Here is a 25197-nt window from a genome sequence, read left to right on the forward strand (position 1 = left end):
TCACTATAGTGATTTATTCAGCGCAAAAAAAAAGCCTGGCAACCTTTTTTATAGTTGCTAGACTTAAGTTCATTTTTAAGATCAATCCCATTATAAACAACAATTTAAACGGATGCGCAAGGTTCGTTCCTCCATGCCAATCATCTAATAGGCAGCCAGGTCCCGCAGTGCCTTTTCCACTTTTTCAGGATTCACCATGAAGGATTTCTCTAATGATGGTGAATATGGCATTGCTGGAACATCCGGACCCGCAAGTCTCATGATTGGGGCATCGAGATCAAAGAGGCAGTTTTCTGCAATGATCGCCGATACTTCACTTATGATGCTCCCTTCCTTATTATCTTCAGTAATCAATAGGACTTTTCCTGTTTTAGATGCAGCTTCCATAATGGCTTCTTGATCTAATGGATAAACGGTTCGTAAATCAAGTATATGAACAGATATGCCATCACTGGCCAGCCTTTCAGCTGCCTGAAGCGCAAAATGAACACAAAGGCCGTAAGTAATCACTGTAACGTCCTCGCCTTCACGTTTTACATCCGCTTTACCAATGGGTAAAACATAATCGTCATTCGGCACTTCTTCTTTAATAAGGCGATAGGCACGTTTATGTTCAAAGAAAAGGACCGGGTCTTCATCACGAATGGCTGCTTTCAATAACCCTTTCACGTCATAAGGTGTAGAGGGCATGACAATTTTAAGTCCCGGTTGATTGGCAAAAATGGCTTCAACTGATTGTGAATGGTATAACGCCCCATGTACACCCCCACCGTATGGAGCTCTGATGACGATCGGGCAATGCCAGTCATTATTGGAGCGATAACGAATTTTTGCAGCTTCTGAAATGATTTGGTTGATTGCAGGCATGATAAAATCAGCGAATTGCATTTCCGCAATCGGCCTCATTCCATACATGGCCGCGCCGATGCCAACTCCTGCGATTGCGGATTCAGCAAGTGGAGTATCAATGACACGCTGTTCCCCGAATTGTTCGTATAAGCCTGAAGTCGCTTTAAAAACGCCGCCTTTTACCCCTACGTCCTCACCTAAGACAAATACTCGGGAATCACGTTCCATTTCTTCCCGCATCGCCATTATCACGGCATCTATATAAGATATCACTGCCATCTTCTTTCCTCCTTACCTTTCTGCGTAAACGTATTTTGAGAGCGTGTCTTCATTCGCAAATGGAGCATTTTCCGCATAATCCGTCGCTTCGTTCACAACTTCCATTATTTCCTCGTTCAATTGTTTTTCCATTTGATCATCCATGATTCCTGTTGCTTTTAAATAGGCACCAAAAGTAATGATCGAATCTATTTTTTTTGCCTCCGATACTTCATCAGGCGACCTGTATTGACTATCATCATCATCGCTTGAGTGTGGTGTAAGCCTGTATGAAACCGTTTCGATTAAGCTTGGGCCTTCACCGCGCCTTCCTCTCTCAGCAGCTTCTTTCACCACCCGATATACTTCAATCGGATCATTTCCATCAACCGTCACCCCTGGCATGCCGTAACCAATAGCCCGGTCCGAAACTTTCTCGCAAGCCAATTGCTTTTCAATCGGTACGGAAATGGCATACTGATTATTCTCGCACATCAAGATAACCGGAAGTTTATGTACACCTGCGAAATTTGCTCCTTCATGGAAATCACCTTGGTTTGATGAACCCTCACCGAATGTAACGAATGAAACAATATCTTTTCCTTCCATTTTTGCAGCGAGTGCAATCCCCACTGCATGTGGCACTTGAGTGGTTACTGGCGAAGATCCCGTCACGATGCGATTCTTTTTTTGCCCAAAATGCCCAGGCATTTGACGCCCGCCTGAATTTGGATCTTCTGCCTTGGCAAAACTGGATAACATTAAATCTCTGGCGGTCATCCCAAACGCGAGCACCACTCCGAGATCCCGATAATAGGGAAGGACATAATCCTTTTCACGATTCAACGCAAACGCTGCACCCACTTGAGCTGCTTCTTGCCCTTGACAAGAAACGACAAATGGAATTTTTCCAGATCTGTTCAACAGCCACATCCGTTCATCCACTCGTCTTGCCAACAACATAATTCTATACATCTCAAGCACCTGTTCATCACTAAGACCTGCCTGTAGATGACGGTTTTCAACCATATGTCATCATCCCTCCTAATAATTAAAACTTTTCCCTGTTGAACCAGGATATTTTCCTCATGCTGGCACCCAATTTAAAAATGGGTATCAGTATCACTTATTTACTAATCTTTCTTTTTAGCTGTTTGTCTAGCAGACTTAAATATTGTTATGTATCTAAGGAAGAAAAAGCTCTTTTATGTAATACACGCTTGTCATTTAACACCCGTACATCCTCAAATGCGTTATCATCTAGTATTATTACCTGGTACTAACTCAATGCAATATTATCCTACCACTTTTCATCTCACATTTTCAAGTTAATTTCACTTTGTATGGTTGTTTTCACGCGAAAACCTTTCTTTAACAAAAAAACCAATGGGTTTAACAGTTTTGGCCTGACCTGACTTTAAAACTCAATTCCATATACTCACCAAAGACTAGATAAACACCGGGGTATTGAAGTTATTTATTTGTTGACTAAGAGGAAGAATAGCTGTAAATTAAAGTAATTCATAAAATTAAATGTTCTAAATGGAACAGTTCAAAACAGAAAGAATGGTGATGTTGAGTGGAGAATGAAAAACAATTAATGCGTTCCGTACAACTATTGCGTTCATTTTGGAACGTGCAGAAAAATATAATGCGGTTCGTTCAAAAGACAGCCGCAGAAAATGGATTAACAGTTCCTCAATATTCCATTTTGATGACCATTACCCTTTACAAAGAGACCACTCAAAAAAATGTCGGGGAGAAAACATTTCTTCCAAAAAGCACCTTGAGCCAAGCGGTCGATGGTCTAGTTCGCGCAGGCATGCTCCGTCGTGAGCATGTGGAGGGCAACCGGCGTGAGATTCAGTTGTCAATCACCGATCAGGGGAAAAATTTATTAAAAACGATTCATTTTCACGAAGGAAGCATTCACCAAGTCTTTCAAACGGCCATTGAAATGCTTTCCGAAGAACAGTTTGAAGAGTTGCTAGAAACGCATCTTCAAATTACAAACTTTCTAGAAGCACAAGCAACCGAACAGGGAGAGTGTACAAAATGATAAAAATACTGAAAAATTTATCCGTTTATAAGTGGATTATTTTAGCAGTTATCGGTCTGGTTTTTATTCAGTCCATGTCGGACCTCTTTTTGCCTACACTAATGGCTGATATTATTGACAAAGGCGTTGTTCGCGGAGACACTCCTTACATTTGGAAAATCGGTGGTTTTATGCTGTTGGTTTCCGCACTTGGCGCTTGTGCATCCATAATCGCAAGTTACTATTCGTCCAAAGCGGCAATGGGAATGGGACGCGATCTCCGCCTGAGGGTCTTTAATCATGTTGAAAAATTTTCGTTACAAGAATTTGATGAAGTCGGTACGGCGTCATTGATTACACGAACGACCAATGATATAACACAAGTCCAGCAAGTGGTTATCATGATGCTTCGTTTGGTTATCAGTGCACCTATCATGTTAATTGGCGGAGTGATCATGGCTGTATCCATGGATGCAAAATTATCCCTTGTCATTGTTGTCACAATGCCTTTGTTGATTGGCTCGATCTTGCTTATTCTATATAAAGGTGTGCCTCTCTTTCAAACGGTGCAAAAACGATTAGACCGGTTGAACCTTGTATTACGAGAAAATTTAACTGGTATTCGCGTCATTCGTGCCTTCAATCGTGAAACACAAGAGAAAGAACGTCTTAAGAAAGCGAATAAAGAATTGACGGATGTCTCGATCAAAGTCAATAAAATTATGGCCTTCATGATGCCTGTAATGATGCTTGTAATGAACTTGACGGTTGTTGGTATCATTTGGTTTGGTGGAGTTCGTATTGATAACGGCGGTATGCAGATCGGGGACTTAATGGCATTTATCCAATATGTTATGCAAATTATGTTCGCTCTCGTTATGGCATCCATGATGTTCGTTATGGTTCCACGAGCGGCCGTATCGGCAACAAGGATAAACGAAGTCCTTGACATGAAACCTTCATTCCTGGATGAGGGGACAGAAAAGGCAGATCGTGTACACGGTACTCTTGAATTTGAACATGTGACGTTCAGTTACCCAGGAGCAGAAGAACCTGCATTATCGGATATTAGTTTTACTGCAAGTCCTGGTGAAATCACCGCAATAATCGGTGGAACAGGTTCAGGGAAAACGACGCTTGTCAATTTGATCCCTCGCTTCTATGATATTTCAAGTGGAATGATTCGCGTCAATGGTGTTGATATTCGTAAGTCATCACAAGATGAAGTTCGTTCAAAAATTGGCTTTGTACCACAAAAGGCCTTCCTCTTTACAGGTACTATCGCTGAAAACATTCGCTTTGGAAAACAAATAGCCACACAAGTTGAAGTTGAGCATGCGGCTCGGATTGCGCAAGCGGAGGATTTTATCAGCAACATGAAAGGCGGCTATGAGGCAGAAATCGATCAAGGCGGTTCAAACCTATCAGGAGGGCAAAAACAACGGCTTTCGATTGCACGGGCACTAATTCGAAAACCGGATATATATATATTCGATGATAGTTTTTCTGCACTTGACTACAAGACGGATGCCAACCTTCGCGCAGCCCTGAAAGCTGAAACGAAAAATTCGACGGTATTACTCGTTGCACAGCGTGTCAGTACGGTCGTGGACGCTGACCGAATCATTGTGTTAGACGAAGGCAAAATTGTAGGTATGGGAACACACCAAGAGTTGCTTAGTACAAACGACATTTACCGTGAAATCGCCTTATCACAGCTCACAGAGGAGGAAATTGCATGAGTAATCAAAAAAAACCTCAAGGCGGCGGTCAGGTTGGGCATGGTCCTGGTGGCGGTAACATGATGATGATGGGTCAAAAAGCAAAAGATTTTAAAGGAACACTAAAACGTCTATTGGCCTATTTAAAACCGAGGCGCAACAAATTGATTTCCGTGTTCTTCGCTGCAATCATGAGTACGATTTTTATGATTGTTGGACCAAAGATCATGGGAAATGCAATTACAGAATTATTCGAAGGAGCTTACGGTAAATTCCAGGGAATACCAGGAGCAGCTATTAACTTTGATAAAATTGGCCAGATCCTTTTACTCCTTGCCGGACTGTATGCCTTAAGTAGCCTTTTCAACTATGTACAACAATACATTATGTCAAGTGTTGCACAAGACACGGTATATGATCTTCGAGAAGATGTGAACGAAAAGCTCGAGAAACTTCCACTCAAATATTTTGAAGGACGTCCAAACGGAGAAACACTTAGCCGAATGACAAATGATATTGATACAATCGGGAGCACCCTTCAGCAAAGCTTAACGCAGTTCATCACATCAATCGTAACGATTTTGGGGATTATCATCATGATGCTTTCGATAAGCCCGTTATTGACATTAATCTCAATAGTCAGCTTACCTTTGTCAATATTTGCAATACGGCCTATTTTAAAAAGATCCCAAAAATATTTTGCCGATCAACAGCGTAAACTCGGACAATTAAATGGTCACATTGAAGAGATATATACCGGCCATCAAGTCGTTAAAGCATTCGGATATGAAAAAAAGGCGAGTGCCCAGTTTACAGAAGTTAATGAAGAATTGTATAAAGCGGGAAGCAAAGCCCAGTTTATATCGGGTATCATCATGCCCATGATGTTCTTTATCGGAAATTTGAGCTATGTCCTCATCAGCGTTGTCGGCGGAATATTGGTAACGCAACGTTCGATTTCAATTGGTGACATTCAAGCATTCATCACATATTCAAAGCAGTTCACCCAGCCAATCACACAAACGGCTAACATCGCTAACATTATTCAGTCGACGGTTGCAGCCGCTGAGCGTGTTTTTGAACTACTTGATGAAGAAGAGGAAATGAAAGAACAAACCACAGCTAATATAAAAAGGGCAAATGGTGCTGTCTCTTTTGAACATGTGGACTTTGGATATGGGGAAGAAATGTTAATTGAGGATATGAACATCGATGTCTTGCCTGGACAGACGGTCGCAATTGTTGGACCGACTGGTGCAGGAAAAACAACTATGATAAATCTATTGATGAGATTTTATGAACTCAATGGCGGAAAGATTAATATTGATGGTCTTGATACACGGAATATGTCACGGAATGATCTTCGAAAGAATTTTGGTATGGTACTTCAAGATACCTGGCTCTTTAATGGTACGATTAAAGAAAATATCGCTTATGGAAAAAATGGAGCAACTGATGAAGAAATTTTTGCAGCTTCTCGCACGGCACATGCCGACCATTTCATTCGGACACTGCCAGATGGTTATGAGACAATCTTAAACGAAGAAGCTTCGAACATCTCACAAGGCCAAAAGCAGCTTTTGACAATCGCCCGAGCTGTTCTAGCAGATCCACCAATCATGATATTGGATGAAGCGACGTCTAGTGTGGACACTCGGACAGAAGTCTTTATCCAAAAGGCCATGAACCGACTGATGGAAGGACGAACTAGCTTTGTCATTGCCCATCGTCTCTCAACGATTAAGGATGCAGATTTGATTCTTGTTATGGATCAAGGAAAAGTGATAGAGAAGGGAACGCATTCAGACCTTTTAAGGGAGAATGGTTTCTATGCAGAGCTATACAATAGTCAGTTCACTGAAAATGTAGCTGGATAATAAGAAAGAGGCTCAATTTCCAATCGGAATCGAGCCTCTCTTTTATATTGTATCAATACCCCCTTTTATTTCCCTTTTTCACAAATTCCCAATCTACCTCAATATTTTTTCTTACCCTTTGAAGAAGATGAAACATCGTTTCCGTTTCTTCCAAAGAAAATCCAGATAATGCAACCTTGTCGGTATACTCTCCTTCTTTTTTCAAAAATGGATAGACCTTTTCACCTTTATCAGTAGCATATAACTTTTTAATTTTTTTGTTTTCCTCATCATTTTTCTTTTCGATAAAACCTTGTATTTCAAGTTTTTTAATGGCACGAGCCGCTGTCGTTCGGTCAACCTTTATCATTTCTGCCAACTTTTCTTGAATGATTCCTGGATTTTCACATATTCGAACAAGATACAGATACTGCCCTTTTGTAAGGTCAAATTCTTTAAATTCGATATTACTTATAGAGTCCAATGCCCTTGCTATCATTCCAATTTCACGGAGTATTTCCTTCATTCCAAAAGCCCCTGACTTTTTTGTTGTATTTACAACAAAAATAATTTCATTTATACTAAAAAAGGATATACATTTATTATGACTTGTCTTTTAAAATAAATCTAGAAAAGGGATGAAGAACATTGGATTCAAAAAGAATAACTACAGAAAATGATTTAAAAATAGCCTTTCATATCAGAAAAGAAGTATTTGTAGAGGAACAAGGTTTCCAATTAGAAAGTGAATTTGATGAATTTGATACACTTAGTGCTTTATCTGAACACATATTAGTCTATTATAATGAAAAACCAGTCGGAACTGGAAGGTTAAGAGTTGTTGATGGATTAGGTAAATTGGAGAGAATTTGCATCTTAGAGCCTTACCGTAAATTTGGTCTTGGAAAAATTATAATAAAAACGTTAGAAGAAATTGCAATGGAAAAGGAATTATCCAAGGTTAAATTACATGGGCAAACACAGGCAGAGGGCTTTTATAAAAAACTCGGCTATCAGACTTCATCCGATGTCTTTATGGAAGATGGCGGTCCACATCTTTTAATGATAAAAGAATTAGTTAATGAATAAGTGTGTTAAATGTGAGTAAAACAAGAATTAACCTCTATCTGATGGGGATCATACTATTAACCCTTGGTTGTTCTTTAACCATACAATCAGACCTTGGAACATCCATTTGATGCCCATTTGGTCGGGCTTTCCATACAAGTCGGCCTTACTGTCGGAAGCTAGGAATTCATAATAGCCTTTATCATGATATTTTTAAATTCGCTTTTAAAAAGGCAAGACCAGAATTTCTGGGTCTACTAACTGCTTTAATAACAGTTCTTGGTATTAATGTATGGCTTTTTTTACTGCATGACTTGTTACAACCGGAACAAATGCTCGTTAAACTTCTTTGTTTAACGTTTGGGTTAATGATTATAGGACTTGGAACGGCTATCTACTTACATGCAAATTTCGCCCCAATTCCTGTAGACCGTTTGATGTTGATCATTCAAGATTTAACTAGAATGAATACACTATATTCAAAAACATTCATTTATCTTTTCTTCTTGGTTTTGGCAATCACTTTCAGTGGACCAATTGGTATCGGAACTTTATTAACCGTCTGTTTAGGAGGCCCTATTCTTAATTACTTCACGTTATTAATTGGCAGTTCATATAAAAAAACAGTCCATCCACAAATAGATATCAAGATAAAAACCATTCTTTATAGAATGGTTTTTAATTTAAATATTAAATCGCTTTGCACGAACGTTCATTAGATTTTCATAAGTCTCAAATAAAAATAGATATGATCAAACAAATAACTTTGGTTTCCGTCGCGATGATAACTCCAACATGGGTAGCATTAAGAATTAACACGAACAAAAAGGCAAAGCCCTTTATAATACGAAATGTTATAAAGGGCTTTTTTTTATTACACAACGGGTGCTTTTTCATGAAGAAGCGGGTGAAGGGCTTGAGTCTCATCAAGATAAACAAAAGCATCATATCTATCTGACATTACAGAAGGTACATAGTTTCCATATTGTTCATGTTCCGGTCTGTATACAACCCCAATCGCCCGATGTCCAATTCTACCTTGGAATAGGTGCCGATTTTCATCAGTGAAAATGAGCAACTTATCATACGCCCCCGAAAGGTGCATAGCCTCCTCCCAACTTCCATTCATTGCCGGGGGTACTGTTTTTATTTCAAGATCCATGCCCCACTCATCTGCTGCAATAACAGTTCCTCTGTAGGTTCCGAACCCTGTGATAAATACATCTTCAGTTGGGTTTTGCTCACAAATGACCTGACCTACGTTAATCATGCCGGAATCTCTCATATCAGTAGCGCTGGCATCACCAACATGGGTATTATGTTCCCATACAATCGCCTTGCCTTTAGAACCGTAAAAATCCATAATTTCATTAAGAGCATCCACCATATGCATATCCCGAATATTCCACGATCTATCATCATGAACCACCATTGTTCTGTAATAATTTTCTGCATTATACGCTACCAATGCATTCACTTGAAGGTTCAAATTCAATTCTTCGTGATGAGGGTATTTTTCTTTTTTTCGCTGAATAGTTGTTAGTAATTTGGCTACTTCCTCTATACAATCTTCTGAAAAAATGCCTGCGGAAACTGCGTACTCCTCATTATTACGATTGAATGGCTCAAAACATGTGAACGCCTGTCTGGCAGCGTCGAGGTCAGGCGAATCAATTTGTTTTAAGTAATGGATGACTTCATCCATGGATTCCCAAAGACTATAGATATCTATCCCATAAAATCCAACTTTCATTTGATTTTGTCCAGACTCATTGTATTCTTTCAACCATTCAATCAGTTCGATCATTTCCTCGTTTGCCCACATCCAGGTCGGCCAGCGGTCAAAACTTTTAAGTACATCCTTTGCGGATCTAGTCACTAGGTCATAGCCTTTAACATACCTATTAATTGCCTGGCATGCGGGCCAATCGCCTTCAACGGCTACAAAAGTGAACCCTTTTTCTTGAATCAGTTTTTTTGTTATTTCAACTCGGGCCGTGTAAAACTCGGATGTTCCATGTGATGCCTCACCCAGCAAAACAAATTTTGAATTATTAACTTGTTGAACAAGCTTATCCCAATCTGCTTCACTTGTAAGCTTGACTGATTGTTCGATTATTGACTGAACCAGATTATGATGCACTGTTTTTCCTCCTTGTTCTTTTACGAACATTATCGTTTGTATTCAGCATTATAAGAATTTGAACCTGCGTGTGCTGACAGTAAAGTATCAGCGTATCCTACTAGACGATTTATTAGTTCATCACAAATAGAGTAAACCAGCTGAAAATTTTCTACCTCAAATAGAACAGGATCATCCAGAATTACTGTTGTGTTAATGAACACATCTTTGTTTCCATATAGATTGTAGTGCACTATTGCCTTTCCAGCAGCTCCTCCAGTAACTGGATCATTAAAGCCCGGAATGAAAACAAACCATTCTTCAGCCGTAGCAGACCTGAAGTTTTTTGTGAATGACATTCGCTCGGTTACCTTCATGATCTTTTTTAACTCTTCCGGATTTATATCCTTGATCTTGTTCATTCCATTGCCACCCTTAACACAATGTTAATAATCTTCCGTTATATATTTTCCTTATGGGACTCATCCTATAAATATTATTATGAAATAGTCGAACACGGACACTGAAAAAAGGGTCATTATATACATGAAACATAACACAAGTAGACTTTTAATAAATGCCGTTAATCATGGAACTACTGCATATAAAGATTATTTTTGGGGTATCAAAAGAGGGAAGATAAATTCCCGGATTGGGTTGGACTGGTCTGGAGTGGAGGGGTTGCTCATGGAAAAGATGAATCGGGGAATTTTAACGGCGCTGTCGGCGATCGGCATTGCGCAAGGACTGAAAATTTTAACCCATAATAAGCTGACGGGAAAGTGGGACTTGAAGCAGGCTTTCACAACAGGTGGCATGCCTAGTTCGCACTCTGCTGGTGTGGCCGCACTGGCATCCTATGTGGCTGCAAATAAAGGCTGGCTGCATACGGAAACATCGCTGGCGACAGTGTTTGGCGTAATTGTGATGTATGATGCTCAGGGGATTCGGCGCCATACAGGCGAAATTGCTAAGCTTGTAAATGATCTTGAAGATAATATGGCAAAATTTTCTGGAGAGTTTCCGAGCTTCGAGTATGTGGAGCGTGAGAAAGAACTGAATGAACTGCTAGGACATCAGCCTGTGGAAGTGGGAGCAGGTGCGCTGCTTGGAGTTGTACTTGGGCTTATTTCGGCTAAATTGGAGGATGGCAAGCCCTCCAAAACCAAACGGCTGAAAACAGTGGGCTATTCTAGATCTTGAAGTAAGGTAAGCAAAGAACAAGGTAAGGAAGATTCTAAAAAAGATCGTACAAGATTTATTTAACCCAACATGTATATAAATATTTTTAACATGAAAATATCTAAAAAAACATCTCAGTAAGGTGTTTTTTCTTATACATCCGGAAAAAATTATAATCACTAATATTTTTTAAATCATAAGAATAAAAAATATGTCTATGTTATTAACATAGACAAGACTAATAATTTATTCTGCTTAACAAATAGGAGTGTCAACTAAGCTCTCATAGATGTACTATTGATATTTATTAAAGTGACGCTGTTTCTTCAACTAAGATTAAATTCTTTTGAAGAAACAGTATTAAAGGATCACCACATTGAAGATCCTTTTTTCATTAACTATAAAATCGATTTCTTAAGTTAGCTTGAAAGTTTTTTCGCGATTCTGGAGAAAAGTGAAATGCATTCTACTATTTTTTGCAGAAACCTAGACATCAATTTTTTCCTCATATATTCATTTTTTAAGAATTCGATAAATCAATAAAAAAACGCGACATACCTTGTCCTTCTTGCGGCCGTGAAAACAGAAAAACCTCTATGTGTTAGAGGTTTTTTCGTTAACTTTAATCACTTGTAAATAGTAATAAATCATTTTTACACAAAATTTAATTCGAAGACTTTACCTGCTGGAATACCCACTCTATCATTTTTTCATTTTCATAGGCGGGTATCCATGATGCATGGTCATAATTCATTTCTGATTTATATTCCGTGTATATTGGTTCTCCTCCATCACTTTCAATAGCGTCTATAATATTTCTTGAATATGAAACAGGGATGACTGAATCGTCTTCTGCATGAAATGCCCAGATTGGTACGTGATTGATTAGATGTGCCTTAGCCGGATTAGCCCCTCCCGCTATTGGGACCATCGCTGCAAATGTATCAGGATGTTCCATATTCATATTGAATGTACCAAAACCACCCTGAGACAATCTTGTGGAATAAAGTCGGTTTGGATCATTTTTTTATCCTCCTTCTATAATGCTTCCTGTACCTCTATTTCCATCTCCAATAAGGCGTAACTCAAACTTTTCCCATGCGTATCCATACCGAGTGATATTGTAACTCCGCCAAGCAAAGCTTGATGACAAACGAACTGAAGAGCAGCGATATTTGGAACCTCGTATCGAAAAATTTCACCATCAACAATGTCCTTAAAATGGTGTTTTACTCTCTCTATTGTTACTTCTTTGCATAAAAGGGAATAGTCTTTTTCCTGATATGGAATAAGCGAAAGCATCAAAATATCCCCTTTATCACCAGCGCGACTGTGGGCAAGCTCATATAGTTTTTTCTTCATGCAGTACACTCTCCTTTATTACAACACTCACTTCAATTTCTTCACGAGGAAGCAGTGAAGAAACAATTCCTAAAACTTCGTGTGTATACTTTCTTGCTCCTCCTCCACCGGCTGGCCCGTTTGTGTAAAGAGATTCAACCTCTTCACCAATTTTAGCGGCTTCGCTTAGACTTTGTGCTTTAGCTGCTACCCTTAGTCGGACTTCGTATGGTTCATTCCATTGTCCAAAGGTATTCCGGTGTGTGGATGAAACACCGATATAATCAATCCGCAACTCATCAAAACTCTTCTCAAGTCTCTTTCTCATAACGTCTCCAGCTAGTTGGGCTCGTCCCCATGCATTTGAACCTGCATATGAAATTTCTCCTTCTCCAATAAACCCTGCATGGTAACCGACGCTTACTTTTAACGTTTCCGGCCGTTTTTTTCCTTTCCCTCCTGTTACTTCAATTCGATCCTTCCCTGCCTCGCGAAGCTTTACTGACATAAAGTCGGCAATTACATCAGGTGTAATGTATTCGTTCGGATTTGTGACTTCATATAAAAGCTGTTCTTTCGCCGTCATTAGATTGATAACTCCACCTGTATTTGAAATTTTTGTAATCAAGGCAGAACCGTCTGCTCGTACCTCCGCATACGGAAATCCTAAGTTCTCCAGGTGTGGAACATCCTTTTTTCCCGGATCTGCGTAATAACCTCCAGCAATTTGACCACCGCATTCCAAAAGGTGGCCAATAATGGTTCCCTGTGCAATCAAATCTGTATCGTCAACCGACCACCCGAAGTGATGAACCATTGGCGCTAAAAATAAGGATGGATCCGCCACTCTCCCGGTCAGAATAATGTCTGCTTCTTTTTCTAACGCAGGTAAAATAGCTTCCACACCGAGATAGGCATTTGCCGATAAAATTGGGCCGCATGAATGTAGAGGCTTATTTGTTTCCATAGACTGTGCATTTGTATCTAGGAATGACGATACATCATCCCCTGTAACAGCCGCTACTTTGATAGAAAGACCTAGTCGTTGGGCAATTTCAATTACTTTTTCAGCGCCACTGACCGGGTTGGCTGCTCCCATATTTGTAATTAACCGCACACCATTTTGAATGAGTGTTGGAAGTAAAAGCTCCATCCGCTTTTCAAGCAGCGGATCATAGCCTAATGAAGAATTCTCTTTTTTTCGCTTTTGCGCCAGCGCGATTGTCCGTTCAGCCAAACATTCCAACACTAGATAATCCAAATTCCCTTTTTCTGCAAGAAGTAGTGCGGGTTCCAACCGATCACCTGAAAATCCTGCACCTGAACCGATTCTAATCAACATAATCACCTCAAATAATAGTAATAGCTCCTGTTAGCAGGGCTACGATAGTCATGATAATTGTTGTTCCAAATGCCCATTTAAAAATAAAACGCTGATGATCCCCTAAATCAACGCCTGTCATTCCTATAAGAATAAACGTAGACGCTGTTAATGGACTTAATGGGAAGCCGGTTGTCATTTGCCCCAGTATAGCTGCCCGGCCAACTTCAATGGGATCAATTCCAAAAGTAGAAGCGGTTTGACTTATGATAGGTAAAACTCCAAAATAGTAAGCATCTGGTGTAAAAACTAAACTAAGAGGCATGCTTGTTATAGCTGTCAAAATAGGTAAGTAGCCCGCCATCGCTTCAGGAATAACCGAAACCATTGAAAGCGCCATAGCATCAATCATTTTTGTTCCGGTCAAAATACCGGTAAAAATCCCCGCCGCAAAAATCATGGTCGAAACCATAACAACGTTGTTTGCGTGACTTGTGATACGCTCCAGCTGTTGTTTTTGGTTTGGGTAATTCACCAATAAAGCAATTGTAAAAGCAATAATAAACAAAGTAGGAAGTGGAAGCCATACTTTGATTAAAGCGAAGAGAAGAATCAGTGTCAAAATAAGATTGAACCAAAAAAGTTGGGGACGTTTAAATTCTAACGTCGTTACCGCTAATTCTTGAAAAGCTATGTTGTCCTTTTCCTCCATATCTATAATCCCTAATCTTTTCCTTTCTCTTTTTCCAAGCAGGTAGGATGAAAACAACACCCATAGGATACCTGCAACCATAGCAGGTAGAATAGGATTAAATAGTTGAGCAGAAGTGACATTCAAAGTTGCCATCGCCCTTGCTGTTGGACCGCCCCATGGTGCAAGATTCATGACACCGGCGCCCAGAGCCACTACACCTGCTAAAATCAGAGGGTTCATCTTCAATTTCTTATAAAGAGGTAGTAAGGCCGAAACAGTAATCATAAATGTAGAAGCACCATCCCCATCTAACGATACAAGCATCGTGATAACAGCCGTGCCCACCACCACTTTTAAGGGATCTCCTTTCACGATAAGAAGCATCTTAGTTACGATTGGATCAAACAAACCCGTGTCCATCATCAGTCCAAAATATAAAACAGCAAAAGCCACCATAATTCCGGTTGGAGCAACCTTTTCGATACCCGCTAACATCATTTCTCCTATCCCCAAGCCAAATCCGCCAATCAAAGCAAAAACGATCGGCACCAACACCAGAGCAATTAATACCGATAATCGTTTTGTCATAATAAGGTAAAGGAAAACTCCTATTGTCAAGAAACCCAAAATAGCTAACATATAATCCCCCCAATGAGTCGTGAATTGAATGTTTACTGACATAGCACAGCTGAAAAATTTTTTTCCACGGGGCATATTTACCAAAGCTTACATTGCCCTTTATAAAAGAATTTTGCTGTATACTATTCTTATTGCAAGAACCATGCCTAAACAAAGAAAGTTATGTTAAATTATTATTGAAGTTTGATTTTCTTAGGTGTTTGTTCACTCTAATGCTGATTTATCAGTTATTTAAGTACTTACTAAGAAAATTAAAAAACAAAAAAAGAAAGCACTTTATTGATAGCGCTTTCTTTTATAGTGGATTCAATTTCTAATTTTTTAGAAAATATAACTAAGATTCTCAATTAAATTATTTTATCCCCTAATTCTATGGCCTTGGTGGATTTCTAATTTTTTAGAAATCCATTGATATTATTCTAATTTTTTAGAAATCACTTTAAATAATACGGTATTTTTTCATTTTATTATATAAGGTGGCCAAAGATACCCCTAGAGAATTTGCTGTTTTTTTTCTTCCTTCCATATCATTTCCGAACTTCCCCAAAATTTCTTGAATGAATTTTGATTCTGCTTCTTCCATTATGTCTTTTAGTGTATGACCGTTTGGTTTTAATGTAGAATCTAAGCGATTCAATTCAAGCTTCATCATTACATCTGGTAAGTGGTGGAACTTTATTTCCATTCCTTCCGCCATACAAGTTGCATAGTCGATAACATTTCTCAATTCTCGAACATTGCCAGGCCAATCATATGACCGCATAAATTCTAAAGTTTGTTCGTCAATCGTGTACATAGAACCATCCCTAGCTGATGGAGTTAATGACGAACGAAGCAATGAATGAACCAGTTCAGAGATATCCTCTCTTCGTTCTCGTAGAGGTGCTATCTTTAAGCTTATAACATTAAGTCTATAAAACAAATCTCCGCGAAAATGATTTTTATTTACAAGCTGTTGTAAATCACGGTGTGTAGCAGCAATAATCCTGACATCAATATTTCGCTCTTCTGTTTCTCCTACTCTTCTAATCTTACTTTCTTGTAACACCCTGAGTAACTTAGCTTGGAGATCATATGACATATCACCAATTTCATCCAAAAAGAGCGTACCCTGGTCTGCCATTTCAAATAAACCGATTTTACCGCCTTTTTTTGCATTGGTAAAGGCCCCATCTCCATAACCGAATAACTCACTTTCTAATAAAGAAGATGGAATAGACGCACAATTAACTGGAATAAAAGGCTTATTACCACGATGGCTTTTATGATGAATAGCCTGTGCGAATAATTCTTTCCCTGTCCCACTCTCGCCGATAATTAAAACTGGAAAGTTGGAATCGGATACCCGTTTTGCCACATACACAACGTCCTTCAACCCGCCATCTTTTCCAATAATGTCATCAAAAGTGTATTTTACTTTATATAGCGCATTCATCTGCTTTTTAAGCTGCCGGACTTTCTCGTTTTGTTTTTGAAGTTCAAGTGACAATTTATGAACTTCAGTTAAGCTTTTACAGACGGACACAGCGCCAACAACCTGTTCATTGAGAATAATTGGAGCCATATCGACCACATATTCCCGATCTTTTGTCTTTCGGTAGACCCCAACACGACACTGACAATCTTTTAGTGTTTTTGTAAGTTGCGCTCCGGGCCGATACTTTACCAGTGGCTTCCCTATGATATCAGGTGTAACACCAGTAATACGTGTATATTCAGGATTAATCATTTTTACATACCCATTATGATCAATCACTAGAACACCGTCATTGATTGACTCTATAATTGCTTTCCACCAGCCTATGCTATTTTCACTAATTGAAGCAGTGTTTATATTATTTGATTGCTCTTTCAAGGAATTAACTCCTTTCACCCTTATATACTATTGTAAATCTAAAATTCTACCTCTTCATTTAGTTCATATTTCTGTATTTTTCGCCTGGATCATTTTTAATTTTATCTCTAAACTTCTAATTCGTGAACATTTCCTTTGTGGTTGTTATGTGTTTACCCACTTCTTCAAATAAAGTCCTATTAATTTGTAAGTTGAATACTATATTACTTAGATATTGTCTCTACTAAGTTAAAAATCATTTTTCTACCTTAAAACTACGTTGAACCCGGTGGGAAATCATATTGTAACTAATAGGGTTTTAATAGAATGTCTTGATGGGGGTTTTTAAACGATTCAAAACCGACTAAATTGATCTCAATGATTTTAGAGCCAAAAATGACCTAAGCCTCTCTGCTTCTTAGAAAGGCTTAGGTCATTTCATGTCCCCAAAATCAGTTTTTCCGGGACATTTTCATAGCGAATGAGTACATATCCGAGCGGAATAATCCTTTATAATATTCTACTAAGTTACCATCAGAATCAAAAATCATCCGTTCTGTAATCAGCAAACACATCGTTTCTGTTATACCTAAATGTTCAGCATCTTCTTTAGTTGGAAAGCCACAGGTTATAATTTGTTCCGCTTCACAAAAGTTAATGTTTAAATCACCTTCGAGTGCGTCATACAATACGGTGGTACTTAAATCGAATTTCGTCAATTTTTTTCCTAGGTCCAAAGAATAATAATGCAATTCAATGGCTATGGGGACATCCCCCTGTAACCGCAGCCTCTTAATATGGTATGATTCATCTTCAAAGCCATTTGCATCAGCTATATTTTCAGGTGTCATTACACGGCCATGGTCTAGTAATTCAATCCCCATACTTTTAGTGGTTTCAGTGAAACTTATCATCTTTAGCCATTCCTGTACAGGTTTAAGGGAGACGAACGTTCCCTTTCCATGCCTCTTTTCCAATATCCCCTCACGAACCAGGATGGATACGGCTTCCCTAACAGTACTCCTGCTGACAGAATACATATCCATGAGTTCCCTTTCACTCGGGATTTTGTCTTTATAATAACCTTCCAAAATCTGATCTTCCAATATGGTTTTCAATTGAGCATGTAAAGGGATTGGATTTTTAAAGTCTAACTCCATAAAATTTCCTCCAAACAGAAAAAGACATCGTAATGTTCGTATCAGTTCTTATATTGTAAACCAAATAGTTATAATATTCAAACATACCAGCGTTCATTTTTTTCCTTAAATTAGGATTTTTTTAATTTTTCACTCTTTCTTTCCCAAAAACGTTTTCTTCGGATGTATAAAAAAAACCTGAATAGATCTATATATTCAGGGCTTATCCATATGCATTCTTCATCACATTTCAGGCATATCTAACTGGGACAACAATGGAAAGCTTATATATTAAACGATAAAGTACGATATTATGGAAAGCAGCAAAGAGGTAATGGTCATGGCTAAAAGAGGACGCATGGCTTTTGTCCGCAATGCCTGCAGACTAACATTCAGTCCAAGACCGATCATGGCCATTGTCAATATAAATGTAGTCGTTTTGGATATGCCTTCCATTACGAGAGGCGAGACCGTAATATAAGTTCCAAACACATAACTTCCTATTAGACTCATGATTATAAAACCAACGAGGAACCATGGAAAATCAATTTTGGCATCATTGCCCATTTTCCCGGATGTGCGTTTTTTCATCCAATACATAAAAATGAAACATAAAGGGATAAGTAAAAAGACACGGCCCAATTTTGCGAGGAGTGCAATCGCTAGCGCATCTTCACCAGCCGGTGCTCCTGCCAATGCAACATGGGCGATTTCATGAAGACTGATCCCAGACCAGATTCCATAATCCAAAGCAGATAGCGGAAGGATCGGACGTAAAAGTGTATAAACTATGGAGAAAAGTGTTCCCATTAAAGCAATTATTCCGACGCCTATTGCTGTATCCTCTTCCTTCGCTTTCACGATTGGAGATATTGCCGCAATGGCTGCTGCACCACATATCCCGGTTCCTACAGCAAGAAGAAGGGAAATGGAAGCATCTGCCTTAAGCCACTTTGCAATCAGGACCATCACGACTATGGCAAATGTTACTGTCCCTATGTCACGTACCAACAGCGGCAGTCCCTGATTGAAAATCACATCGATATTTAATTTCAACCCGTATAAAATAATGGCAAAACGCAAAAGTTTTTTTGCGGAAAATTCAATTCCCGTCCGGAACTTTTCTGGATATCCCGCTATTTGACGATAAATCACGGCAATGATGATCGAGCATGCAAGAGGGCCGATTCGATTGAATCCTGAAATCTTGGACAGCCCCAAGCCTAAGAGGGCAATAAAAAAGGTGAAAGCGATACCGCTCAGCCACAAAAGCACCTTATTTTGAAGCGGTTTTTGCTGCGCCTGAGGTGTTTCTTCCAGCGGCACATATTTTTCCAATTCCATACATTCCTTCCCCCTTTCCAGATAAACTAAAGCCCAAATTACGTATCATCCCCTCCTTTCAATCGTTTGAAAAAAATCGGTTTCTTCTTTATTAATAGGTGAATTCCCTTTGATAAAATACTCGGATTTCTTTAAAAAAGGCAAGCTTGGATTTTGATTACCCCATAATTCAGGAACGGCTAGAGTCTGGGAACGATGGGACCTTAAGGCACGGATCTTTTTCTTTAAAGTCCCTGCTATATTCACTCTTGTGATACTGCTCAGCCCGTTTTCCTTTAACCATTCATCATAAAAAGAATGCCAAAGGACAAAGTACAGACTATGAACCTTAAAAGCTGGAAATACTGGATCTGGATAAAAATCGGGATCACCGGATTTTAGAAAAGCAAATTCGGCAGCATGGCCAATCGCACAATGGTCTGGATGCCCCCCATATTTCTCATGGAATGTTACTAGTGCATTCGGTTGAACCTCACGAATCACCTTTACGATTCTCTCCGCCAATAAATCGAAGCTTTCAAATTCAATCGTTTTATCCCTTACGTTTAAAAATCGCAGGTCGCTGATCCCCAATTCTTCACAAGCTCTTTTTAACTCCTCTATCCTTAGTTCAGACAATGCCTCCCTTGTTGTAAGAATGGGATTTCCCATGCGCCTGCCCATTTCGCCTTTTGTCGCACATAGTAAAGTTATATGAACACCTTGCTCAGACATTTTGGCAATGGTTCCGCCACACAGGAATGATTCATCATCGGGATGAGCAAGAACCACCAATAACCTTTGTTGTGATTGCATATTTCCTCCTACTTCGGATTCTCCAGTTTTCCCACACTGTTAGACCCTATATGAAAAAATGGACATGGATGTCAAAACGGTTAGACATATCATGCCCATTTTCAAATTCGTCTATAAATATAGCACCCTAAAGCTAATCATCTTTTATTGTTAGCATAATTCATATAAAACGGATTTAACCGTTTCTATGACAAAGCGTAAATCTTCAACGGTCGAAGATAAAGGCGGTGCAATGATCAATACATTTCCATATCCAGGAACTGTATCACCATTACGGCCGATGATAAGACCCTTTTCCTTGCAAGCCCCTATTATTTTACCCATGAATTCATCGGAAACAGGCGTTTTTGTCTTTTTATCCTCTACTAATTCAATGCCATATAAAAACCCAACTCCCCGAACTTCCCCTACTTTATCCAGGGCTGTCAATTCAAAGAGCTCACTTAGTGTCGAGTCACTAAGTTCAGATACCCGTTGAACGATTTTTTCATTTTCTAAGATTTCAATGTTCTTTAGCGCAACTGCGCAGGATGCTGGGTGGCCTCCATATGTTGACACATGTCTGAAATGATTTAAATTTCCGTTCTCTTTGAATTTCTCATAAATCCTGGAATTCACTGCCGTTGCTCCAAGTGGAAGATAACCACTAGTCAAACCCTTTGCCATTGTAACAATATCCGGTTGAACCCCATCGGAGTGCATGAACCCAAACATTTTTCCGGTTCTTCCAAAACCTGAAACCACTTCATCCACAATTAAAAGAACATCATGCTTCTTACAGATTTCCGAAACCCTCGTTAAGTATTCTTTCGAAGGAATAAGGACCCCGCCACCAGAGATGAATGGTTCAAGAATAACACCTGCTACCGTTTCAGCACCTTCAAAGTTAATGACCTGATCGATATATTCAGCTGCAAGCAAATCGGAATTTTCAACGTTTTCCCCAAAAGGGCTTCGATAACTGTACGGCGGTGGCACATGCAGGAAACCTGGAACCGCCGGATCATATTTCACTCTCCGATTAGCCTGTGCGGTTGCGCTAAGCGCGCCAAAAGTATTGCCATGATAAGCTCTATACCTTGAGATGAATTTGTATTTACCCTGATTCCCATTTTGAGAATGATATTGCCTGGCTATTTTAAAAGCTGTCTCATTCGCCTCAGAGCCGCTGTTCGTAAAAAAAGTTGTATAAGAGCCCTTTAAATGTTCACTTATTTTTGCAGATAATTCGATTGCCGGCTTATGGCTTAACGTTAAAGGGAAGTAAGATAAGTTAATCATTTGTTCATAGGCTGCCTGGGCAATCTCTTTTCGCCCGTGCCCGAGGTTCAAGCACCATAAACCGGAAACCCCATCTAAATATTTATCACCTTTAGTATCTGTGAACCATGAGCCGGATCCTTCTGTAGCCATCATGGGAGCATCCTTCTCATAATAGCGATGCATCGCATGCCATAAATGGTCTTTATCCATTTGAACAAGGTCTTTCGTTTCAGTTTCCATCTTCACTATTGAAACCCCCTTATTTTTCATTGAATGCAATTAAGTTAAGTTCCCATGCTGTTACAGATCTTTTAGAGCAAATTGGTGATAGTGCGATGACTCAAATAGTTCACCAAGTCATCGCACAAGTCATATCACTCTTTTCACACCATTATTTATCCCAGTTTTTATGATCTAAATGAGAATATTTTTCTAATAATCTAGTAGGCATTTTTAATGCATCTTTTCTAAATGGAGGGGCTAATTGTGTTCCATCCACTTGTATATCAATCACAGTCGGTTTGTTTGATTGTATTGCTTTTTCAATGACAGGACCTAACTCCTCAGGTTTTTCCACTCTTATACCAACAGCACCCATAGATCGGGCAACTTCTGCAAAATCAGGATTTTGGATATCAGCCCCTACAAAACGGTTATTATAAAAATCTACCTGATTCTTTTTCTCTGCGCACCATGCATTATTATTGAAGACACATGCTATAACAGGTATGTTTTCTTCTACGGCCGTACTCACTTCATGTAAGCTCATGCCCCATGCGCCATCTCCAACAATGGCTATAACAGGCGTATTCGGCTCAGCTAATTTGGCACCTAGTGCGGATGGGTAAGCAAATCCCGTATTCCCGAATGTAAGCGCAGCGATATGCCTGCGGCTCTGATTGAATTTCAAGTAAGCGTTTGCAGTTGACGATACATTACCAATATCTGTAGTAACGATGGCATTTTCAGGCAACACTTTAGTCAATTCCAGTAGGGCTCGTCGCGGATTGATAGGGGTTCCATCAATCATCGCAAGTTTCACCAATTCTTCTTCCCATTTTTGTTTTTCATTCGTTACTTCGACTATCCGCTCTTTTTCTTGTTTTAGTTTAGGTTTACTAGCCTTCAAGCGTTTTAAGATTTCACGACTCGCTTCACGGGCATCTCCGATGATCCCGACTTCAACAGGGTGCGTCCTCGCTATTTGCCTTGGGTTAATATCTATTTGGATGATTTGCGCATCTTTAGGGAAATAATCAATGTCATAGCATGGTAACGTTCCAAATACCGATAATCTTGTACCGACCGCCAATATGACATCCGCTTTCTTAAGTGTATTCATGGCAGCCTTTGAACCCATGTACCCGATTGGGCCGACTGACAATGGATGATCAGCAGGAAAGGCATCATTATGCATATAGGAGACAGCTACCGGAGCTGTTAAATATTCTGCAATATTCTTAATTTCCTCAATGCCATCTGAATCAACCGTTCCCCTACCGGAAATGATGACAGGATACTCAGCCTCAGCTAAAATTTCAGCCGCTCTATCCAAGGATGCAGAAGATCCGCAGCCCCTTTCATCTACGCGATATTGATGTGGTTGAAGTATTTGATCTTCCACTTCACCATAGAAGTAATCACGGGGGATATCGAATAAAACCGGTCCCCTCTCGGCATAGGCAATCCGAAATGCTGTCCTAAGGCAATCAGCGACCCGGCCTGGGTGTGTCACTCTAACCGTTTCTTTCGTGATTGCCTTGAAGATGGAAACCTGATCACATTCTTGAAAACCATCCCATCCAACTGTTGGTGTACCAGCTGAAGGTGATATGACCACCATAGGAGTATGAGCTTGATTGGCCGCTGCAACAGAGGTGACCATATTCGTCATTCCAGGTCCGTTTTGCCCGATGACAACTCCTGCAACACCAGAGACACGACAATAGGCATCTTCCATATGTGCTGCACTTTGTTCATGGCGGACACCAATGAAACGAATGCCTGCAGTTGGCAATAAATCAAGCATATCCATGAAAGCAGATCCCAGAATTCCCGAGATATGTTTAACTCCCTCGGCCACTAATGTCTCAACGATGGCTTCACTTGGTGTCATTTTAACTTTCGTTCCTCTTATCATTTTTGTTTCGACCATAGCACATTCTCCTTAATTATATTTATTTCTGATAATGACGTTGCGACGTCCGTACCAGTTATAAGATGTATAATACTAGTATTAGGTGTAACAGTCAATGAATAAATTGAATATTTTGAATTTATTTAAAATCTCTGACCAACATAGTCACTACTCATGTATTTGAATCTTTTTTAACCAATAAATATATCCTTTTTTTCTGTCAATCTGTAGTTGATTCTATCGATGATCTCCAATAAATCACCTATTTCATCAATTACGAAATCGGCACCTGCATTCAAAAAACGGTTTTCAGCATGTTTCATCCGTTTTTGCAGATCATATGGGTCCATTTCGTTGATTTCTGCTTCTGAAAGGCCGATTTCACTGCCGCCTTTCAATACGGCAACAGTCCACATTCCCGCAGATATGCCTTCTTTGATGTCACTGATCGTATCGCCGACTTTAACGATTTTGCTGAGTGGATACACTTGGAGATTCATCGCCGTCTTAAAGCACATCCAAGGGGCAGGCCTTCCTGTAGGCACATCGGTAGACGCAACAATGGAATCTGGATGATAGCCCCATTTTTTCGCCTCTTCTTTAACAACATCAATCATTTCACGAGTATACCCTGTTGTCGAACCGATTTTTATTCCTTGCTGCCTTAAACGGCCAACTAATTCAATTACGCCTGGTATTGGCTTGGCGTTCTCCTTAAGAACCTTAAAAAGCAAAGCCTCAAAGTCCATATATAATGATTTTAGATCTCTTTCGTCTGCTTCTTTCCCGAATTTAGCAATCCATAAATTGGAGATTCGTTTCATTTTCAGGAGTTCCTTTATATGATCCATTTTCAATAAACCCATAGGTTCCCTTGCTTCCTTAATTGTAATATCTATCCCCCTTATCCTGAATATCTCGACAAAAGCTTGGACCGGTGCAAAACAACCATAATCCACCGTCGTTCCTGCCCAATCAAATATCACTGCCTGAACCTCTTTGCATTCTTTTGCACTTTCCAATCTAAGTTCCCCTCCTCTTCCTTACCTCCTCCAAAATCACCAAACTTGCTAAACCTGTTAAAACCCATAAATCCCCTCCTGGTGATAACCGGGTATAAAGATAATTCATCTTACTTCTTCCAAAAATAACTGTAAATCTTCTTTAGTAGCTTCAGAGAGACGTTTAATCTTTTCAAGGTCCTTATCCGGATTCCCTGACTCCCCAATTAATGGGTAAAGGTTTTTCTCAATCCTTTCATACCAATTGGGGTATTCACCTTCCACTTGCTTTTCTATCGAATCCCAAGTTGAACTGATCTCTTTTCCCATTTCTTGAATTTTCTCTGAATCCGCCTCCGTACTTATTTCTGATTCCAATCCTTTTATGGATTGAATCACATCGCCGACACCTTTTTTAATAACCTCTGCATTTTGGGTTTCACCCGTATTTGAATCCGGATTTTCATTCATGACTGGACTTTTTTCTTGTTGAGCCTCGTCCGGTTCAGCTGAATTATTGCAGCCTGACAGCAATATGGCTCCAAGGACAACCCCACTAGTTATTACACGGAAACCATTCAGCATAATCCCTCCT

The 25197-nt window shown here is 39.6% G+C and carries 22 protein-coding genes and 1 pseudogene; 6 read left to right on the forward strand and 17 right to left on the reverse strand.

Translation table 11 applies throughout. The features are described 5' to 3' along the window. Positions 1-144 precede the first annotated feature (144 nt). Both BS1321_RS01335 and BS1321_RS01340 read right to left on the reverse strand, forming a co-directional pair. Positions 145-1128, reverse strand: coding sequence for an alpha-ketoacid dehydrogenase subunit beta (locus BS1321_RS01335; RefSeq protein WP_063233441.1), 984 nt, complete (start codon positions 1126-1128; stop codon positions 145-147). Positions 1129-1140: 12 nt separating this feature from the next. Continuing rightward, positions 1141-2136: a thiamine pyrophosphate-dependent dehydrogenase E1 component subunit alpha gene (locus BS1321_RS01340; RefSeq protein ID WP_063233440.1), complete on the reverse strand. Its 996-nt coding sequence runs from the start codon at positions 2134-2136 to the stop codon at positions 1141-1143. A gap of 550 nt (positions 2137-2686) precedes the next feature. Here BS1321_RS01340 and BS1321_RS01345 point away from each other — a divergent pair. From BS1321_RS01345 to BS1321_RS01355, 3 genes are read left to right on the forward strand one after another with little or no spacing between them, the layout of a single operon-like run. Further along, positions 2687-3166, forward strand: a complete 480-nt coding sequence (locus BS1321_RS01345; RefSeq protein WP_063233439.1) for a MarR family winged helix-turn-helix transcriptional regulator — start codon at positions 2687-2689, stop codon at positions 3164-3166. Further along, positions 3163-4887, forward strand: a complete 1725-nt coding sequence (locus tag BS1321_RS01350; RefSeq protein ID WP_063233438.1) for an ABC transporter ATP-binding protein — start codon at positions 3163-3165, stop codon at positions 4885-4887. The genes BS1321_RS01345 and BS1321_RS01350 overlap by 4 nt, the downstream gene beginning before the upstream one ends. Beyond that, on the forward strand, positions 4884-6743 hold the full coding sequence (locus BS1321_RS01355; RefSeq protein ID WP_063233437.1) for an ABC transporter ATP-binding protein: 1860 nt from the start codon (positions 4884-4886) through the stop codon (positions 6741-6743). The genes BS1321_RS01350 and BS1321_RS01355 overlap by 4 nt, the downstream gene beginning before the upstream one ends. A gap of 52 nt (positions 6744-6795) precedes the next feature. Here the strand turns inward: BS1321_RS01355 and BS1321_RS01360 are convergent, their stop codons facing one another. Continuing rightward, positions 6796-7248 (reverse strand): MarR family winged helix-turn-helix transcriptional regulator, encoded by a 453-nt coding sequence (locus tag BS1321_RS01360; RefSeq protein ID WP_063233436.1) that lies wholly within the window; start codon positions 7246-7248, stop codon positions 6796-6798. 122 nt (positions 7249-7370) lie between these two features. Between BS1321_RS01360 and BS1321_RS01365 the strand changes: the two genes are divergently transcribed. Together BS1321_RS01365 and BS1321_RS27995 are read left to right on the forward strand one after the other, a co-directional pair. Continuing rightward, on the forward strand, positions 7371-7811 hold the full coding sequence (locus BS1321_RS01365; protein WP_063233435.1) for a GNAT family N-acetyltransferase: 441 nt from the start codon (positions 7371-7373) through the stop codon (positions 7809-7811). A 41-nt stretch (positions 7812-7852) separates the two neighbouring features. Beyond that, positions 7853-8509, forward strand: a pseudogene (locus tag BS1321_RS27995) (YczE/YyaS/YitT family protein). 155 nt (positions 8510-8664) lie between these two features. On the opposite strand, the gene BS1321_RS01375 reads toward BS1321_RS27995, so the two are convergent. Together BS1321_RS01375 and BS1321_RS01380 are read right to left on the reverse strand one after the other, a co-directional pair. Beyond that, positions 8665-9933 carry an erythromycin esterase family protein gene (locus BS1321_RS01375; protein WP_232522753.1) on the reverse strand — a complete coding sequence of 423 codons (1269 nt, stop codon included), beginning with the start codon at positions 9931-9933 and terminating at the stop codon, positions 8665-8667. A 29-nt stretch (positions 9934-9962) separates the two neighbouring features. Continuing rightward, complete coding sequence (locus tag BS1321_RS01380) at positions 9963-10334, reverse strand: hypothetical protein (protein WP_063233433.1); 372 nt, start codon at positions 10332-10334, stop codon at positions 9963-9965. Between the two features lie 265 nt (positions 10335-10599). Between BS1321_RS01380 and BS1321_RS01385 the strand changes: the two genes are divergently transcribed. After that, positions 10600-11115 (forward strand): divergent PAP2 family protein, encoded by a 516-nt coding sequence (locus BS1321_RS01385; protein ID WP_063233432.1) that lies wholly within the window; start codon positions 10600-10602, stop codon positions 11113-11115. Between the two features lie 643 nt (positions 11116-11758). Here BS1321_RS01385 and BS1321_RS01390 read toward each other — a convergent pair. From BS1321_RS01390 to BS1321_RS01445, 12 genes are all read right to left on the reverse strand, one after another. Then, positions 11759-12058 (reverse strand): carboxylesterase family protein, encoded by a 300-nt coding sequence (locus tag BS1321_RS01390; RefSeq protein ID WP_063233431.1) that lies wholly within the window; start codon positions 12056-12058, stop codon positions 11759-11761. Positions 12059-12132: 74 nt separating this feature from the next. Beyond that, positions 12133-12456, reverse strand: coding sequence for an AtuA-related protein (locus BS1321_RS01395; RefSeq protein ID WP_063233430.1), 324 nt, complete (start codon positions 12454-12456; stop codon positions 12133-12135). After that, the gene (locus BS1321_RS01400; RefSeq protein ID WP_326151675.1) at positions 12437-13777 is read right to left on the reverse strand and encodes an acyclic terpene utilization AtuA family protein; all 1341 of its coding nucleotides are present in this window, start codon (positions 13775-13777) and stop codon (positions 12437-12439) included. The genes BS1321_RS01395 and BS1321_RS01400 overlap by 20 nt, the downstream gene beginning before the upstream one ends. Before the next feature lie 7 nt (positions 13778-13784). Beyond that, positions 13785-15089 carry a CitMHS family transporter gene (locus tag BS1321_RS01405; RefSeq protein WP_063233429.1) on the reverse strand — a complete coding sequence of 435 codons (1305 nt, stop codon included), beginning with the start codon at positions 15087-15089 and terminating at the stop codon, positions 13785-13787. A 439-nt stretch (positions 15090-15528) separates the two neighbouring features. Continuing rightward, on the reverse strand, positions 15529-16944 hold the full coding sequence (locus tag BS1321_RS01410) for a sigma-54 interaction domain-containing protein (RefSeq protein WP_069981710.1): 1416 nt from the start codon (positions 16942-16944) through the stop codon (positions 15529-15531). Positions 16945-17375: 431 nt separating this feature from the next. Next, a complete protein-coding gene (locus tag BS1321_RS01415; RefSeq protein ID WP_063233428.1) occupies positions 17376-18083 on the reverse strand; it encodes a GntR family transcriptional regulator in 708 nt (235 codons plus the stop codon). A 270-nt stretch (positions 18084-18353) separates the two neighbouring features. Beyond that, complete coding sequence (locus tag BS1321_RS01420) at positions 18354-19406, reverse strand: YeiH family protein (RefSeq protein ID WP_063233427.1); 1053 nt, start codon at positions 19404-19406, stop codon at positions 18354-18356. Positions 19407-19451: 45 nt separating this feature from the next. Next, positions 19452-20201, reverse strand: a complete 750-nt coding sequence (locus tag BS1321_RS01425) for a PIG-L deacetylase family protein (RefSeq protein ID WP_063233426.1) — start codon at positions 20199-20201, stop codon at positions 19452-19454. A gap of 150 nt (positions 20202-20351) precedes the next feature. After that, a complete protein-coding gene (locus BS1321_RS01430; RefSeq protein WP_063233631.1) occupies positions 20352-21704 on the reverse strand; it encodes an aminotransferase in 1353 nt (450 codons plus the stop codon). 151 nt (positions 21705-21855) lie between these two features. Further along, a complete protein-coding gene (xsc, locus tag BS1321_RS01435) occupies positions 21856-23619 on the reverse strand; it encodes a sulfoacetaldehyde acetyltransferase (RefSeq protein WP_063233425.1) in 1764 nt (587 codons plus the stop codon). A 173-nt stretch (positions 23620-23792) separates the two neighbouring features. Then, positions 23793-24623 carry a phosphonoacetaldehyde hydrolase gene (gene phnX / locus BS1321_RS01440; RefSeq protein WP_063233424.1) on the reverse strand — a complete coding sequence of 277 codons (831 nt, stop codon included), beginning with the start codon at positions 24621-24623 and terminating at the stop codon, positions 23793-23795. Positions 24624-24728: 105 nt separating this feature from the next. Then, the gene (locus BS1321_RS01445; protein ID WP_063233423.1) at positions 24729-25187 is read right to left on the reverse strand and encodes a hypothetical protein; all 459 of its coding nucleotides are present in this window, start codon (positions 25185-25187) and stop codon (positions 24729-24731) included. Between the last annotated feature and the right edge of the window lie 10 nt (positions 25188-25197).

Origin of the sequence: Peribacillus simplex NBRC 15720 = DSM 1321 (assembly GCF_002243645.1) — a bacterium.
Lineage (GTDB): Bacteria > Bacillota > Bacilli > Bacillales > DSM-1321 > Peribacillus > Peribacillus simplex.

Bases quoted from the DNA above. Each gene is read 5' to 3' on its own strand.
- BS1321_RS01360 (WP_063233436.1), bottom strand. From the start codon at position 7,248: ATGAAGGAAATACTCCGTGAAATTGGAATGATAGCAAGGGCATTGGAC.
- BS1321_RS01405 (WP_063233429.1), bottom strand. From the start codon at position 15,089: ATGTTAGCTATTTTGGGTTTCTTGACAATAGGAGTTTTCCTTTACCTT.
- BS1321_RS01445 (WP_063233423.1), bottom strand. From the start codon at position 25,187: ATGCTGAATGGTTTCCGTGTAATAACTAGTGGGGTTGTCCTTGGAGCC.
- BS1321_RS01355 (WP_063233437.1), top strand. From the start codon at position 4,884: ATGAGTAATCAAAAAAAACCTCAAGGCGGCGGTCAGGTTGGGCATGGT.
- BS1321_RS01390 (WP_063233431.1), bottom strand. From the start codon at position 12,058: ATGAATATGGAACATCCTGATACATTTGCAGCGATGGTCCCAATAGCG.
- BS1321_RS01425 (WP_063233426.1), bottom strand. From the start codon at position 20,201: ATGCAATCACAACAAAGGTTATTGGTGGTTCTTGCTCATCCCGATGAT.
- xsc (WP_063233425.1), bottom strand. From the start codon at position 23,619: ATGGTCGAAACAAAAATGATAAGAGGAACGAAAGTTAAAATGACACCA.
- BS1321_RS01335 (WP_063233441.1), bottom strand. From the start codon at position 1,128: ATGGCAGTGATATCTTATATAGATGCCGTGATAATGGCGATGCGGGAA.
- BS1321_RS01380 (WP_063233433.1), bottom strand. From the start codon at position 10,334: ATGAACAAGATCAAGGATATAAATCCGGAAGAGTTAAAAAAGATCATG.
- BS1321_RS01350 (WP_063233438.1), top strand. From the start codon at position 3,163: ATGATAAAAATACTGAAAAATTTATCCGTTTATAAGTGGATTATTTTA.
- BS1321_RS01340 (WP_063233440.1), bottom strand. From the start codon at position 2,136: ATGGTTGAAAACCGTCATCTACAGGCAGGTCTTAGTGATGAACAGGTG.
- BS1321_RS01420 (WP_063233427.1), bottom strand. From the start codon at position 19,406: ATGGAATTGGAAAAATATGTGCCGCTGGAAGAAACACCTCAGGCGCAG.
- BS1321_RS01395 (WP_063233430.1), bottom strand. From the start codon at position 12,456: ATGAAGAAAAAACTATATGAGCTTGCCCACAGTCGCGCTGGTGATAAA.
- BS1321_RS01400 (WP_326151675.1), bottom strand. From the start codon at position 13,777: ATGTTGATTAGAATCGGTTCAGGTGCAGGATTTTCAGGTGATCGGTTG.
- BS1321_RS01430 (WP_063233631.1), bottom strand. From the start codon at position 21,704: ATGGAAACTGAAACGAAAGACCTTGTTCAAATGGATAAAGACCATTTA.
- BS1321_RS01415 (WP_063233428.1), bottom strand. From the start codon at position 18,083: ATGGAGTTAGACTTTAAAAATCCAATCCCTTTACATGCTCAATTGAAA.
- BS1321_RS01385 (WP_063233432.1), top strand. From the start codon at position 10,600: ATGGAAAAGATGAATCGGGGAATTTTAACGGCGCTGTCGGCGATCGGC.